Genomic DNA, 12,652 nt, shown 5'->3' with positions numbered 1-12,652 from the left:
ACGGCTTTACTTTTCTTCAATATCGCCGTTGGTGTGAATGTCTTTGACGTCGTCGTGGTTCTCCAGGGCGTCCAGGAGGTCGATGGTGCGGGTGGCGTCGCCGCCGGTGAGCGTCACCATGTTTTGGGGCACCATCGTGATCTCGGCCGAGGCGATGGGAACGCCGGCGGCGGCCACGGCCGCCTTCACCTTTTCGAAATCGGCGGGAGCGGTGATGACCTCGAAGACGTCCGGCCGGTCGGCTTTCATGTCCTCGGCCCCCGCTTCCAGGGCGGCGGTCATCAGCTTTTCCTCGTCTTTAAACGCTTCCTTGTCCACGGTGAGGAGGCCTTTGGAATGGAACATCCACGCCACGCAGCCGGATTCGCCCATGTTGCCGCCGTGGCTGGAAAAAATTTTCCGGATTTCCGACGCCGTGCGGTTTTTGTTGTCGGTGGTGCCGGTCAAAAAGACGGCCGCCCCGCCGGGACCGTAGCCTTCGTAGGAAATCTCCTCGAACACCACGCCGGGGATTTCGCCGGTGCCGCGCTGAATCGCCTTTTTGACGTTGTCCAAGGGCATGTTGGCCGCCTTGGCGTCGTCCATGGCTTTGCGAAGGCGGGGGTTGTGGTCGGGCTTGCCGCCGCCGGTTTTGGCCGCGATGGTCAATTCCCGGACGATCCGGGTAAAAACTTTGCCGCGCTTGGCGTCCAGCGCGCCTTTTTTGTGTTTGATGCCCGCCCAACGGGAATGGCCTGACATAGCGAAACTCCTTGAGAAGGTGAGTGGGTCGGATTCTACCACATTTCACCGGGGGGCCGTCGGACGTGTCCCCTGGAGGATCGGGCGAAATCCGTTATAATCAGGAGATGACCCCCTCTTCGGGCCTCGGCCGGCGTTTCGCCGCCGGGGCGCGTCTTCTGCTGGCCGGGCTCCTTCTGGGGGGAACCCCCGTCCGGGGCGACACCCTCCTGGCCCGCTCCCCCGCCCGTCGGGGATCCGGGACGCCCAGCTACCGGGGCTACCGCATCGCCCGGATCCACATCATCCGTCGGCGGATCTTCGACACCTCGGTCCCCTCCGAAAACAAAAGCGTCTACCGCGGGATCAACGCCTTGCACATTTCGACCACCGAACGAACGATTCACCAGCAATTGCTGTTCGAGGAAGGCGACCTCTACGACCCCGCCTTGGCGCGGGAGTCGGAACGCGCCCTGCGGGGCATTCTGCGCCTCCGGGACGTGAGCGTGGTCCCCGTGCCCGTCGGCAACGGGCGGGTGGACGTCATGGTCCAATCCCAGGAAACCTGGAGCACTCAGCCCTCCGCCAGCGCCTCGGGAACCGGGAGCGACTTGAAATACCGCTTCGGCCTGCGGGAAAAGAACCTCTTTGGCCTGGGGAAGGATTTGAATTTCGTTTACAAAAAGGCCGCCGGTCGCGTCAGCCGGTCGGTCGGCTATGACGATCCGGCGCTCCTGGGCACCCGCTGGCGCTTGGGCGGTTTTTACGAAGACACCACCGACGGCTCGGCCCGGTCCCTTCGGGTGGAACGGCCGTTTTTCTCCAGCGTCACGCCCTTCGCCCTCCGAACCTCCGGGGGCTACACCCGGACGGAAACGCCGATCTTCATCGCCGGGGAAGAGGTGAACCGGCTGGGCAAGGAAAATCGGGAATTCTTCGCGGGCCCGGCCGTGTCCCTGTGGTCGACCACCAAACGGATCCGCCGGATCGGGGTGGAATACGGCTACCGCCACAACAAACTCTTCGACACCCAGCCGGTCCGCAGCCTGCGGGAGGACCAGGTGTACCACTCGGTGGGCCCCACGGTCCAATGGGACCGGGAAAATTTCATCACCGTCGACCACGTGCGGACCTACGACCGGGAAGAGGACATCAACCTCGGACCGACGCTGACGATCAACGTGGGGTTCGCCCGGTCCCGGTGGTTCCGGGAATCCGGCGACGCGACCTTCGCCAAAGCCGTCGCCGGGCGCGGCGCGGCCCTCGGTCCCGGGGCCTTCGCCTTGGCGTCGGTTTCCGGAGAGGGCCAGCGGGAGGACGGGGTGTGGAAAAACACCCGAAGCCGGTGGGAAGTCGAATACAACAATCACTTCAGCCGCGCGCAAACCTTCACGGCCCACGCGGCCTGGGAACAAGTGGTGCGGCCGGGCGATGAAACCCAACTGCTCCTGGGCGGAGACACCGGACTTCGCGGGTACCCGTTGAACGAATTTGCCGGCAATCGGCTCTTCACCGCCATCGCGGAGGACCGGCTGTTCTTTTTCCCGGACGTGCTTCACTTGTTCGGCTTGGGAGGCGTGGTCTTCGGCGACGCGGGCTACGCTTGGCCTCGAAAAGCGGCGGTCCGCTTTCGGGACCTTCGGGCGGACGTCGGCGTCGGACTTCGATTTCACATTTCCCGGGCCAGCCTGGGGCACGTGATCCGACTGGACGTGGCGCGGCCCGTGCGGCCCATCGAAGGCGAACGCCGTTGGCTGGTGACCTTCGGAACGAGCCAGGTGTTTTAATTCGGGACGTTTGCTAAACTAGAAACCGACCTTATGCTCTCCCACGGTTACACGATTTTGGAAGTGGCGGACACGCTTATTTTTATGTGGATGGCGCCCACCTGGCCGGCCACGGCGCGGTTTTTCCTGCTGGCGCTCCTCGTTGTGCTGCCGATCCTCTTTGCCTTCCGCCGGCCCGCGGCGGAATTCGGCGCCCGGCACCTGCACTTCACCTTTCTCTCCCCGAGGATCATCGGTCTCGGGGCGCCGGCCTTGTCCCTGGCCGCCGGCCTCGGGCTCTGGCTCGCCCGTCCCGCGCCGCCCCTCATTCAATGGCGCCTGGACAAAGAGGGCGTGACGCTTCAAAGCCCCAACGGGAAATCGTCCATGAAATGGTCGGAAGTGGTTTCGATTCAATTCGACGAGCGGAGCCCGGAACCGGAGAAAGCGGCGGTCGTTTTAAAAACCAAAGACGGGCGGGAAGCCTGGTTCATCCTCTCCTGGCTGCAGCAAGTCCACCGGGAAAAGCTTTTGAGCTGGATCAACAACCACGCACCGGTTCGTCTGGGCGCCGCGCCTACCTCTTCGAAGTAGCCAACGCCCCTTTTTTCTTTAATTCTCCCGTCCACACCCCGCCGTAAATCACGCTCCAGGCCGCGGCCCACGCCAAGACCCCCAGGGCCAAGGGTTTTCCATAGGCCGTCAAGTCAACGATGTTTTCCAGGCAGTGGTTCAAAAATCCTCCGCCATAGGCCCCGGCGGGGTCGTATTGAACGCGAATCATGTTTTCAATCACGGTGAGCGGGCAATAGTAGTGCCACATCCCGGCCGTGATCCACAGCAAGGACAGATGGGCCGCCCGGACCCCCGGCCGACGAAGGCCCCCGAGGGGCCCCAAGACAAAGGCCGCTATCCACGCCACGTGCAACAGCGCGACGGCGTCCGCCGTCCATTTCCACATCATAAACCTCCCCGGCCCGGAAACGCGGGCGATTTCCACTATATCACGGGACTCCCCCACATTCCAGACCGCCCCCAACAAAAGCGCCGCGCCCCCGGAGGGACGCGGCGTTTCGTGTTTCAAAATGTGCCGAGGGTCAGAATCGAACTGACGACACCAGGTTTTTCAGACCTGTGCTCTACCGACTGAGCTACCTCGGCAAGGGGTTTCGGTCCCTCCGGGACCGCCTTGCCGTCCTTTTGCTCTCAAAGGCGCCCCGGGCCCCGGCCCCCCCGGGCCCCCCTGCCCGTCCTTGCCCAGGTCAAAATGGTTCCGGGACCGCCTTGCCGTCCCTTTGCTCTCCCTTCCGACAAACAGGGACGATGCCTATCGGCAACGTGCAAAAGGGCGGCGTTCTATGGGTGGCGGGCTCTCTGTCCCGTTCCACTGTTAAGAACTTCGGAGTCGGCATTATACCAAAACCCGCGCCGCCCCCAAGAATTTCCTTCCCCCAATTGCTAGAATACCCTTATGACCCATCCAACGCATCCCCCCGCCGCGGCCGAACCCCTGAACATCGACGAAGTCGGCGCCCCCCGGGGCGGCGCGCCCCAACGGGCCCAAACCCGGCTCTATTTGCTCCTCCAGGTTTTTACCGGTTGCCGCGACACGGGCCGACTGGTGGAGGCCCTTAAAACCTCCGGCCTGGAATCGGTCCTTTACCTCGACGCCCACGACCCCCACGGCGTCGGCGTCCTCTTTTTCGCCGAGGACCCTGGTTTGTTCACCGCCGACGTTCGCAAGACCCTCAGCACCGGCCCTTTCGCCGAACTGACTCAGCGCCACGATATGACCATGATGGGCCGGACCTACTCCATCGGCCGCGAAATCGATTTGATGGATTGGCTTTTAAAAAAACCCCGTCGGGCCGCCCGAAACGCCCAATGGCCCTGGGCCGTCTGGTACCCCATGCGCCGCAAGGCCACGTTCGAACACCTGCCCCGGGAAGAACAGGGCCAGATCATGCTGGACCACGCCCGGATCGGCATGCGCTTCGGCGACGCGGGTTTCGTGCAGGACATTCGCCTGGCTTGCCACGGGATCGACCGGAACGACAATGATTTTGTGCTGGGCTTGATCGGGAAAGAGCTCTTTCCCCTTTCCCGCATCGTTCAAGAAATGCGAAAAACCCAGCAAACGGCCCTGCACATGGAGTCCCTGGGCCCCTTCTTCGTCGGCCGCGCCCTCTGGCAAAGCCCTTTTTCCGAATAAACCTTTCGTTCCCCTCTTCGAATCTCCGCGGCGGTCTTCCGTAAACGGCGGGCGTTACAAATTGCCCCCCCGGGGGGGGACTCGATTGAAAAAATCCAAGGCCCGCCATCAAATCCATGTCCCACCTGAAACAGACACATCTATGCTTGCCAAGTCGTTTTTGCAACCATAGCCTTAAGGGCATGAAACACGACGTTCCCGGAACCGGATTCACATTGATCGAACTGATGCTGGTCGTGGCCATCATCGGCCTCCTGGCGGCCATCGCTTTGCCCAAGGTCGCGAACCTGGTCTTCAAGGCCAAGGAAGCTTCGGTCAAAGGAAAGTTGGGCGGTCTTCGAAGCGCCATCTCCATTTACTACGCCGACAACGAGGGGGAATATCCCGATCTCCCGTTGAGCGCACTGACGGTGGGATCCCGATACATCGATAGATTCCCTCGGTGCGAAGTCCCGACGGCGCCGACCCACGGTGCGATGAACGGCGTGGGGCCCTTTTCTCCTCTATCGGACTGGACTCCCGGGAACACGTGGGCCTGGAGCTACTCTCCATCAAGTGGAACGCTGTTTGTCCACTGCACCCACACCGACACGCGCGGCTTTGCGTGGAGTCTTTATTAATATCCGCACACGGCCCCTTCGCGGCACAGCCCGGAAATGATCCTCTTTTCGCGCGACACGTTTGACTTCGCTCGTCGCCCCGATTGGCTAAAAAAGGTCGCCTGGGTCAGTCTTGGATTGCTCATCGCCCAACGGTTGCATGGACCCCTTCAAGACCCCGACCTTTGGTGGCACTTAGCCGTCGGTCGGGAAATAATCTCATCGGGCGCCCTCCTTCGACACGATGTTTTTTCCCACCCCCTTGCGGGCCGTCCCTGGATCAACGGGGACTGGTTGATCGATGTCGTGGCCCACGCCGGGCAACACGCCTTTGGTTTTGGCGGCCTTTGGCTCGCCCGGCTCGTCGTCGGTCTGGCCCTCTACGGCGTGGTGGCCCTCGGCGCCCGCCGCCTCCTCGGGGGGTCCCCGGTCGCCTTTCTTTTGGTTTTTCTCGGGACCGTGACCTTGGGGGTTCGACCGCTGGAGCGCCCGGAAACGGTCTCGCTGCTGTGCCTGGCGATGCTGATTCTGATCTTTCAGCGAGCCCGCCGACACGAAACCGTCCGGCGGGGCGGACTGGTTGGACTGGTTTTAATTCAAACGGTCTGGGTGAACTCCCACGGCGCCTTCGCGTTCGGACCGATCGCCGCCGGCCTTCTTTGGCTCGGGGCCCTGGCGGCGAGGGAGGACCGGGGCTATTCCCGCTGGTTGTTGATATCCACAACCCTTTTGTCCACGGCGTGCTTGGCAAACCCCTGGGGGTGGTCCATGTTCACCATCCTCACGGAACACGCCGCGCAATGGCCGGATTCCAGAACGCTCATCGCGGAGTGGGCCTTTCCCCACCCGCTTAAAACACCGGCCTATTGGGGACTTTTTCTCTTGACCGCCGGGGTTTTGGGGAACGGGCTTCGACGGGGACAAAGGGACGCCTTGTTCTGGGCTCCCCTGGTCGCGGGCTTTGGCGCCCTCACTTTTTCAACGATTCGAAGCACCGCCTATCTTCCGATCGTGGCGCTGCCCGCTCTGGCCGACGCTCTGGGCCCCGCGACGCTTCCCGGGCGCGATCCCGTTTCGCGGACACATCGGGGGCTGTGGGCACTGTGTTGTCTCGCGGTGCCCCTTCAAATCTGGGCCTGGGGCGGCTTTCGTTGGCGCGGTGTCGTGGAATGGTCCCGTTGGCCCGTTCGGGCCTGCCGGTTCGTCGATCGGGCCGGGCTGGCAGGGAATATGTTCAACGCGTATGACGACGGGGGGTTCCTGACGTGGTATTTCGGTCGACGACGTCCGGATTTCATTGACGGGCGATACTTGTTCCAACCCCTGCTCGTCCGCCAGAGCCGAATGCTCGACGCGGTGAGCGTTCCGGGAAACCGCAACCCCTGGCCCGACTTTCTGGGCGAACACCACATCGAATTCGCCGTCGTGCCGGATTTGTTTCCGGACCACGAGTTTTTCGAGACCGAACCAACGCCCTTTCCGCTTAAGGCCCTTAACGTGATGTTTCCCCGCCGGGGTTGGTCGTTGGTCTATTGGGACGAACGGTATTATGTGTTTGTCCGGCGGAATTCGGTCAATCAACGCGTCGTGGATGAGCGCGGGGCCGAGTCGCTGTGGCCTTACAACCCTGAACAAACCCGATTCCTTCTTTCCACCGCCCAAATCGACCGAACGAGGATGGATCGCGACATGGCGCGCCACAACAACGATCGGGCAGCCCCCCGCGCGCCGGACGGCCCCTTCGGGCAACGTCCTTTTTCCGAATAGTCCTTTTTGCTTCCCGGAACGATTCTCCGTTCCTTGCAGGCCGTAACGGCCCTTCCTCGCCCTCCCATCCAGAGAATGGATGGAATGCGAGGCCTATCGTCTCTTTTAATTCCAGGCCAAAACAGGATCCTCTCTTCTTGACTTGCCGTTTTCGGGGGCCTACTCTTAAGGGCATGAAACAAGGGGCTCCCCGAACCGGTTTCACTTTGATCGAGCTCATGCTCGTGGTGGCCATCATCGGCCTCCTGGCGGCCATCGCCTTGCCCAAATTCGGGCAGTTGGTGCGGAAAGCCAGGGAAGCGACGCTTCGGGGGAACGTGGGGGCCCTTCGAAGCGCGTTATCGATCTATTACGTTGACAACGAAGGCATGTTTCCGTGGTCGGGGGACGAGCTCATCCCCAAATACATCCACGAAATTCCCCGATCCCCCTCCTTGCCAGGCACCCCCCATTCCACCAGTTATCAACTCATAAATCTCATTCAATCCTTCACCACGACGCCGAGCCCCGGCCCGAATTATTCTCCCGGGATTGACTACAACGTGCCCGTTTATTGGGTCAACGTCGTGAGTCCGGTGGGCGGACCCTGGACCCAATCGGATCCGCGACCGCATGCTCTTTTCTACGTGAATTGCGCTCACACCGACGTCCGCGGAAGCACGTGGTCGAAATTTTAAGGCTTATCGAACCACGGGACGGACACGCGGGGGGACGGACGGTCCCTCACTTCAGCTCAAAGGACCGTTGGATCTGCTCGAAAGCCACCAAATGCTCCAGGGCCCGGTTGGGCACGGCCGCGCAGAGCAAGGCCCACCCGGCGCCGTCCCGCACCATGAAAAATCCGCGAAACTGGTAGGTGCCGCCCAAAAGGCCAGGTCCGTAAAATTGGGCCAGGTAGCCGTAACCCGCCGGATAAAGGACTTCCCGCCCCTGTAGCCAATGCCCCTTTCGGTCCTCCACGAATTTCTTGGCGTAGGCTTCCGCGGTCAGCGGGTCTTTCAAAGGTTCCCGACGGAGTTCGCCCCAAGCTTCGCCGTCTTTCCGCCGAAAAGCGGTGATCACGCGGCCGCTTTGGGGTTCCCAGGACCAACCGTCGGGGATCGATAGGACCACGCCGTAGAGGGGTTGTTCGAATTTTGCGCCCCGCACCCGGCCCTGCTCCTCGACGGTGAGTCTCGGAAGGCGCGCTTTCATTTCCAAATAGGTTTCCTCCCCCCGCTCCCGGGGGCGGCGGAAAAAAGTCCATCGATCCAGGAACGCCTGTCCCTGGGCGATGCGGTCCACCGTGGGCGGGTGGGAGCGCAGGTAGGATTCCCAACGGTCGGGCCCGTCTTTTTTCTCCAGGGCGTCCAATTTTTTGAAAAAGGCCAGGGCGGCTCCGGCGTCGTAGCCGGCGGAACTCATGTAGCGAAGGCCCACCCGGTCGGCCTCCAGCTCGTTTTCGCGGCTGTAGCCCAGGAGGTACAACCCCGCGAAAAGGTCCGCCGTCTGGGCCACCATGATCATGGCCTCCGGGCCGATCCGAATGCCCGAGGCGATGGCCCCCAGGGCGGTGAGGGTGCTCAAGCCCATCTGTTTTTGAATCATGCCGATGGAATGCCAACCCGCCACGTGGCCGATTTCGTGGGCCAACACCGAAGCCAGTTCGGCCTCGTTGGACACCTGCTCCAAAAGCCCCCGGGTCACGAAAATGAAACCGCCCGGGGCCGCGAAGGCGTTGACCACGTCGGTGTCCAATACGGTGAACTGGTAATCCACTTTGGGGCGGTCGCTTAAGGACGCCAGCCGGCGGCCCAGGTTGGAGACGTATTGGTTGAAGACGGGGTCTTTCAACTCGCCGTATTCTTCGATGATCTTTTTCTTGGTCTCGAGGCCGATTTCCCGCTCGGCCCGGTCCGAGATCAGTTTGGTTTCGCGTTTTTGGGTGATGGGGTTGCGAAGACAGCCGGTCGAGGCCAGGAGCGCGGCCGCGCCCAGCCGCCCCAGTCGATGAAAATCGAAAATGTTACGCTCTTTCCGCATGAAGATCCCTCCAAAACAAAAATCGACCTGGGCTCTCGGGGCGCTGCTGTTGCTGGGCTTTTTGATCCGCGTTGCCTGGGTGGTCCACGACCGCGCCGCGGCTCCCCATCCGGATTTGATGTCCTTCCACCCGAGCCAACTCCCCTTCACGCACCCCTTCGACACCTCGCCCCGGGAACCGCTCTACGTCTGGTGGCTTTGGCTCCTCGGGGGAATGGGGGCCGAATCCACGGCCGCCATCCGGCTGGCCGGAACCCTTTGGTTTCTCCCCAACGCCTTTCTTCTTTTTCAATTGATTCGGCGGCACTGGGACGATCGAACGGCCTGGGGCGCCCTGGGGCTATTCGCCCTTTTGCCCGGTCAAATCGTTTCCGACGGTTTGGGCCTTCGGCACTTGATGGAAACCGCCGGCGTCCTTTTGTTCCTGAACGCCCTTCAAACGGATTCGAGTCTCGGGACGACCCGATCCTGGATCAAGGCCTCGGGGGCCTTCGCCGCCCTGGTGCTCACCCGCGTCACCTACGCGGCCACCGGAGGCGTTTTTCTGACCGTCGCGGCGCTCAAAAACCGCCGGTGGCGGCCCTTCTTCGCGGGCCTGCCCGCCGCGCTCCTGCTTTGTTTCCATCTGGCCAACAACCAACGGCGAAACGGGGACGCCCTCTATTCCGTCAACCTTCACAGCTATTGGTACGCCAACCTGGAGTTCGTCGGCCGGCCGGGGTTCCACGCCACCGAAGCCGAACGACAACAGGACGTTTATCGAAAAAGCCTCAATTACCGTCAATGGGCTTTCGGCGCCCACACCCCGGCCCAATACCTCGCCGGAACGGTCCAGGGATACGGGCGGATTTTTTGGACCTTCTTCGCCCAGGTGTATTACCGGGTGGGACTGCCCGCCATCGTCACCGGGGCGCTTTTGGCGCTTCATCTGTGGGGATTGATCGGGGCCCTGGGCGGCGCGCCGGGCCGGATCGCCCTAGCGGCGTGGATCCTGCTAAATTCCCCCTACGCTTTTGTCGGCCATGTTTTTTGGGCGGGGCGATTCTTTGTTCCCTTCGCCCCGGTGGCTCTGGGATTTCTCGTCGCCGGATCCTTGGATTTAATGCGTCGGGCCCGGGCGGGGTGGAAAACCCTTCTCTCTCAAGAACGGGCCGCGGGGCGAAAAATTCGCTAGGCGCGGTAAAATTCCCCCACCAGGGCCGTCACGCGCTGAACCGCCGCCGCGGGCAACCCGGGATAGAGCGGCAACGACAGAACGTCCTGGGCGGCCCGTTCGGCTTCGGGACAGTCCCCGGGTTTTCCTCCCAGGGATTTGAAAGCCGGTTGAAGGTGGAGGGGGGTCGGGTAAAAAATACCGCTTTGAACGCCCCGCTCGGCCAAAAACGCCTTGAGGGCGTCCCGCCGGGGCGCCCGCACGGTGAAAAGATGATACACGGGTTCGGCTCCCGGCGCGACCGCCAGGGGGCGGGCCGGGGTCCCTTGGAGACCCCGCCGGTATTCCTCCGCCAACCGCCGACGCTCGTCGGTCCACCCCGCCAAACGCGGCAATTTAAGGCGGAGCAGGGCGGCCTGTAAATTGTCCAACCGTTCGTTGTAGCCCAGTTCCAAATGCTCGTACTGGGCCCGCCGCCCGCAATTCCTTAGGCTTCGCAAGCGTTCGGCCAGGGCGCCGTCGTTGGTGACGGTCATGCCGCCGTCGCCGAAGCCCCCCAAATTTTTCGTCGGGTAAAAACTGAAACACCCCGCCGCCCCCAGGGCCCCCACGGGGCGGCCCCGCCAGCGGGCGCCGTGGGCCTGGCAGGCGTCTTCGACGACGGGCAGCCGGTGGTTTTGGGCCCAGGCGTTGATGGCGTCCATGTCGGCCGGTTGGCCGAAGAGGTGAACGGGCAAAACCGCCTTGGTCTTGGACGTGAACAATTTTTCCAATTTCGTCGGGTCGAGGTTCAAGGTTCCGGGATCCACGTCGACGAAGCGGGGGACGGCCCCCACGTAGGACACCACCGACGCCGTGGCGAAAAAACTGAAGGGCGTGGTGATCACTTCGTCCCCGGGTCCCACCCCGAGAGCCCGCAGGGACAATTCCAGGGCCGCCGTGCCCGAGGAGATTCCCACCCCCTGGGACGCGCCGCAGGCCCGGGCGAATTCCTCTTCAAAAAGCCGGACTTCCTCCCCCAGGATAAATTCGTTTTTCTCGTAGACGCGCCGAAAGGCCGCCGTCGCCGCCGCTTCCAACTCGCGGTGGACGGGGGTCAAATCCATGAAGGGAATCGGGGTCAAGGGATGGCCTCGCCTATCCAAGCTCGTCCACCATTCGCACCGGGCTTTGACCCGTGCGAATACGGGGGGCCTTCCCCCCCGGCCCCCCCCCCCCCCCCGGGGGGGCCCCCCCCCCCCAGCCCGTCCACCATTCGCACGGGCCTTGACCGGGCGCGGGCGGGGAATACGGGGGGCCTTTAACCAGGCGGTCCCTCCGCGTCAGCGTCGTTCGGTCCATCGGTCAAGGCTCCATCGATTTTCCCGGTCGATCCACACCGCCAGGGCGATGAGGAACAAAACCGCGTCCAGGGTCAGGGCCTGGGCGGGGGACAAGTGGGGGCCCAGGTTTCCAAAACAGCCGCAATCTTTGAGAGTCAAACCGCGAATCAAGGATTGGGCCAACAAAGCGATGAAGACCGCGTGAAGCCCCGCGGCCAAAAAGGCGGCTCGTCGGGTGGCGTAGCCCCAGCAGAGGGCCAAACCCGTCAGCAACTCCAGCCAAGGGACGAAACGAGCCAGGGGAAGGACCACCGACACCGGCAATACCCAGTAGGCTTCCATGGCCGCCGCGAATTCTTCCGGTGGGCGGACGGCCTTCAAATACCCGGAAATCAGCAGCACAATTCCCGGCAACTGACGCAGGGCGGGCGCGGAAAGAGCCAACCCACGGCGGAGGGGTTCGGGGATTTTCATTTTTCCAACTCCCGTTCGATGAAGCGGGCGCCCATGGCCTGAAGCTGAAGGTCCCCCACCAGGACGCGCTTGTTGACGAAAAACGTGGGCGTCGCCGGAACGGGCAGGGCTTCGGCCTGGGCCCGGGCCGCCTCGACGATCTTGGCCACCCGGTGGCTGTTCCGATCTTGGTCGAAACGGGCCACGTCCAACCCCGCGGCCGCGGCGTAATCCTTGAACAGCGGCTGGGGGTCCGGGCTGTCGGCCCATTCTTTCTGGCGGGCGAACAACTGATCCGCGAATTCCCAGTAACGGCCCTGGAGGCCCGCGGCTTCCGCGGCCCGGGAAGCGTCGCCGGACCAACGGTGGCTTTTCAAGGGATAGGGCCGGAACGCCAGACGAACCCGGCCTTCATACTGGGCCAAAAGATTTTTCAAGTCCGGCTGGACCAGAGCGCATTTGGGGCACTGAAAATCCGAATATTCCGTGATGAGCACGGCGGCCCCGGGCGGGCCCTTTTGCCGGTAGGCCGGAACGTCGTCGCCCAGAAAGGGGACGCGACGCCCCAGGGCCACGGCGGCCAGCGCCGCCGCCGCCAAGGCCAACCCCGCGCCCCGCCGCCGTCCGAGAGTCATGCC

At 62.9% G+C, this 12,652-nt stretch carries 13 protein-coding genes and 1 tRNA gene; 7 read left to right on the top strand and 7 right to left on the bottom strand.

Translation table 11 applies throughout. The annotated features are described in order from the left end of the window. Positions 1-6: 6 nt before the first annotated feature. Positions 7-741: a YebC/PmpR family DNA-binding transcriptional regulator gene (locus IPP68_03195; GenBank protein ID MBL0349368.1), complete on the bottom strand. Its 735-nt coding sequence runs from the start codon at positions 739-741 to the stop codon at positions 7-9. A gap of 107 nt (positions 742-848) precedes the next feature. On the opposite strand from IPP68_03195, the gene IPP68_03190 reads away from it, so the two are divergent. Together IPP68_03190 and IPP68_03185 are read left to right on the top strand one after the other, a co-directional pair. Further along, entirely contained in the window at positions 849-2,507 is a 1,659-nt protein-coding gene (locus IPP68_03190) for a hypothetical protein (GenBank protein ID MBL0349367.1), read from the top strand. 33 nt (positions 2,508-2,540) lie between these two features. After that, positions 2,541-3,080, top strand: coding sequence for a hypothetical protein (locus tag IPP68_03185; GenBank protein MBL0349366.1), 540 nt, complete (start codon positions 2,541-2,543; stop codon positions 3,078-3,080). Here the strand turns inward: IPP68_03185 and IPP68_03180 are convergent. Together IPP68_03180 and IPP68_03175 are read right to left on the bottom strand one after the other, a co-directional pair. Then, the gene (locus tag IPP68_03180; protein ID MBL0349365.1) at positions 3,064-3,450 is read right to left on the bottom strand and encodes a DUF2784 family protein; all 387 of its coding nucleotides are present in this window, start codon (positions 3,448-3,450) and stop codon (positions 3,064-3,066) included. The two genes, IPP68_03185 and IPP68_03180, sit on opposite strands and share 17 nt — an antisense overlap. Positions 3,451-3,574: 124 nt before the next feature. Then, positions 3,575-3,647, bottom strand: a tRNA-Phe gene (locus IPP68_03175). Between the two features lie 310 nt (positions 3,648-3,957). Between IPP68_03175 and IPP68_03170 the strand changes: the two genes are divergently transcribed. From IPP68_03170 to IPP68_03155, 4 genes are all read left to right on the top strand, one after another. Further along, positions 3,958-4,698, top strand: coding sequence for a chlorite dismutase family protein (locus IPP68_03170; GenBank protein ID MBL0349364.1), 741 nt, complete (start codon positions 3,958-3,960; stop codon positions 4,696-4,698). A gap of 182 nt (positions 4,699-4,880) precedes the next feature. Then, complete coding sequence (locus tag IPP68_03165) at positions 4,881-5,318, top strand: prepilin-type N-terminal cleavage/methylation domain-containing protein (GenBank protein MBL0349363.1); 438 nt, start codon at positions 4,881-4,883, stop codon at positions 5,316-5,318. A gap of 36 nt (positions 5,319-5,354) precedes the next feature. After that, entirely contained in the window at positions 5,355-7,064 is a 1,710-nt protein-coding gene (locus IPP68_03160) for a hypothetical protein (GenBank protein ID MBL0349362.1), read from the top strand. 173 nt (positions 7,065-7,237) lie between these two features. Beyond that, on the top strand, positions 7,238-7,741 hold the full coding sequence (locus tag IPP68_03155; protein ID MBL0349361.1) for a type II secretion system protein: 504 nt from the start codon (positions 7,238-7,240) through the stop codon (positions 7,739-7,741). 46 nt (positions 7,742-7,787) lie between these two features. On the opposite strand, the gene IPP68_03150 is transcribed toward IPP68_03155, so the two are convergent. After that, positions 7,788-9,086, bottom strand: a complete 1,299-nt coding sequence (locus IPP68_03150; GenBank protein MBL0349360.1) for a M48 family metalloprotease — start codon at positions 9,084-9,086, stop codon at positions 7,788-7,790. Between IPP68_03150 and IPP68_03145 the strand changes: the two genes are divergently transcribed. Then, the gene (locus IPP68_03145) at positions 9,067-10,260 is read left to right on the top strand and encodes a hypothetical protein (GenBank protein MBL0349359.1); all 1,194 of its coding nucleotides are present in this window, start codon (positions 9,067-9,069) and stop codon (positions 10,258-10,260) included. The genes IPP68_03150 and IPP68_03145 overlap by 20 nt on opposite strands. Here the strand turns inward: IPP68_03145 and IPP68_03140 are convergent. The 3 genes from IPP68_03140 to IPP68_03130 form a co-directional block, all read right to left on the bottom strand. Continuing rightward, positions 10,257-11,363, bottom strand: coding sequence for a DegT/DnrJ/EryC1/StrS family aminotransferase (locus IPP68_03140; protein ID MBL0349358.1), 1,107 nt, complete (start codon positions 11,361-11,363; stop codon positions 10,257-10,259). The genes IPP68_03145 and IPP68_03140 overlap by 4 nt on opposite strands. A gap of 198 nt (positions 11,364-11,561) precedes the next feature. Further along, entirely contained in the window at positions 11,562-12,035 is a 474-nt protein-coding gene (locus IPP68_03135; GenBank protein MBL0349357.1) for a DoxX family protein, read from the bottom strand. After that, a complete protein-coding gene (locus IPP68_03130; protein ID MBL0349356.1) occupies positions 12,032-12,649 on the bottom strand; it encodes a thioredoxin domain-containing protein in 618 nt (205 codons plus the stop codon). The genes IPP68_03135 and IPP68_03130 overlap by 4 nt, the downstream gene beginning before the upstream one ends. Between the last annotated feature and the right edge of the window lie 3 nt (positions 12,650-12,652).

Source organism: Elusimicrobiota bacterium (assembly GCA_016722575.1).
Classification (GTDB): domain Bacteria; phylum Elusimicrobiota; class Elusimicrobia; order FEN-1173; family FEN-1173; genus JADKIY01.
Note: the sequence above shows the minus strand (reverse complement) of the source record. Positions and strands in the feature narration are given on the sequence as shown.

Excerpts from the sequence above, each read along its gene's own strand:
- IPP68_03195 (MBL0349368.1), bottom strand. The coding sequence starts at position 741 with ATGTCAGGCCATTCCCGTTGGGCGGGCATCAAACACAAAAAAGGCGCG.
- IPP68_03190 (MBL0349367.1), top strand. The coding sequence starts at position 849 with ATGACCCCCTCTTCGGGCCTCGGCCGGCGTTTCGCCGCCGGGGCGCGT.
- IPP68_03185 (MBL0349366.1), top strand. The coding sequence starts at position 2,541 with ATGCTCTCCCACGGTTACACGATTTTGGAAGTGGCGGACACGCTTATT.
- IPP68_03180 (MBL0349365.1), bottom strand. The coding sequence starts at position 3,450 with ATGATGTGGAAATGGACGGCGGACGCCGTCGCGCTGTTGCACGTGGCG.
- IPP68_03170 (MBL0349364.1), top strand. The coding sequence starts at position 3,958 with ATGACCCATCCAACGCATCCCCCCGCCGCGGCCGAACCCCTGAACATC.
- IPP68_03165 (MBL0349363.1), top strand. The coding sequence starts at position 4,881 with ATGAAACACGACGTTCCCGGAACCGGATTCACATTGATCGAACTGATG.
- IPP68_03160 (MBL0349362.1), top strand. The coding sequence starts at position 5,355 with ATGATCCTCTTTTCGCGCGACACGTTTGACTTCGCTCGTCGCCCCGAT.
- IPP68_03155 (MBL0349361.1), top strand. The coding sequence starts at position 7,238 with ATGAAACAAGGGGCTCCCCGAACCGGTTTCACTTTGATCGAGCTCATG.
- IPP68_03145 (MBL0349359.1), top strand. The coding sequence starts at position 9,067 with ATGTTACGCTCTTTCCGCATGAAGATCCCTCCAAAACAAAAATCGACC.
- IPP68_03150 (MBL0349360.1), bottom strand. The coding sequence starts at position 9,086 with ATGCGGAAAGAGCGTAACATTTTCGATTTTCATCGACTGGGGCGGCTG.
- IPP68_03135 (MBL0349357.1), bottom strand. The coding sequence starts at position 12,035 with ATGAAAATCCCCGAACCCCTCCGCCGTGGGTTGGCTCTTTCCGCGCCC.
- IPP68_03130 (MBL0349356.1), bottom strand. The coding sequence starts at position 12,649 with ATGACTCTCGGACGGCGGCGGGGCGCGGGGTTGGCCTTGGCGGCGGCG.